Here is a 533-nt window from a genome sequence, read left to right as displayed (position 1 = left end):
CTTACTTACTGTGACTGACATTAATTTTTCTACGCTATCTCTGTATCAGTGTGTTCAAATTGAGAATTGAATTTAGATTGATTCATGAGTACGAACAGAAATAGCCCGGCCATCAGCGAAGCCGCGACCCAATATGGGAGGCTTTGGTTGTATTGATAAAGTATCGTTGCAGTGATTGGCCCCACAATGGAAGATAGCCCTTGGATGGCAGAAATTGTACCTGCAGCTGCACCTTGTTCGTTCATATCTACTGAATTGGCGGTGATAGCTTGTACCGCAGGAAACAAGAGTCCCAACCCTATTGCCATAAATATATAGCCTGTAATAAGAAGCGTAGCTGAGTGTGCTACTGACACAATACAGAGACCAGCACATGCCACTATTGGACCCATCATGAAACTCTTTAGTAATACGTTATTTTTCATTTTGGCTAAGAAAGCTTGTGTGATACCTAACGTGATTCCAGTGATGGTCAAAACGATACCAGACAGCTGAGCTGCTTGTTCCGATGTATCTCGGATGCGGTCGAGTAT

Annotated in this window: 1 protein-coding gene; it reads right to left on the bottom strand. The window is 43.0% G+C overall.

Annotation, left to right across the window (positions count from 1 at the left end; all coding sequences use genetic code 11):
- Nucleotides 1-29: 29 nt before the first annotated feature.
- Nucleotides 30-533: MFS transporter (locus tag AB4653_RS28655; protein ID WP_372106030.1), on the bottom strand; the 504-nt coding region annotated here is incomplete at its 5' end.

This window comes from Vibrio sp. 10N.222.48.A3 (assembly GCF_041475345.1).
GTDB lineage: Bacteria > Pseudomonadota > Gammaproteobacteria > Enterobacterales > Vibrionaceae > Vibrio > Vibrio tasmaniensis_A.
Note: the sequence above shows the minus strand (reverse complement) of the source record. Positions and strands in the feature narration are given on the sequence as shown.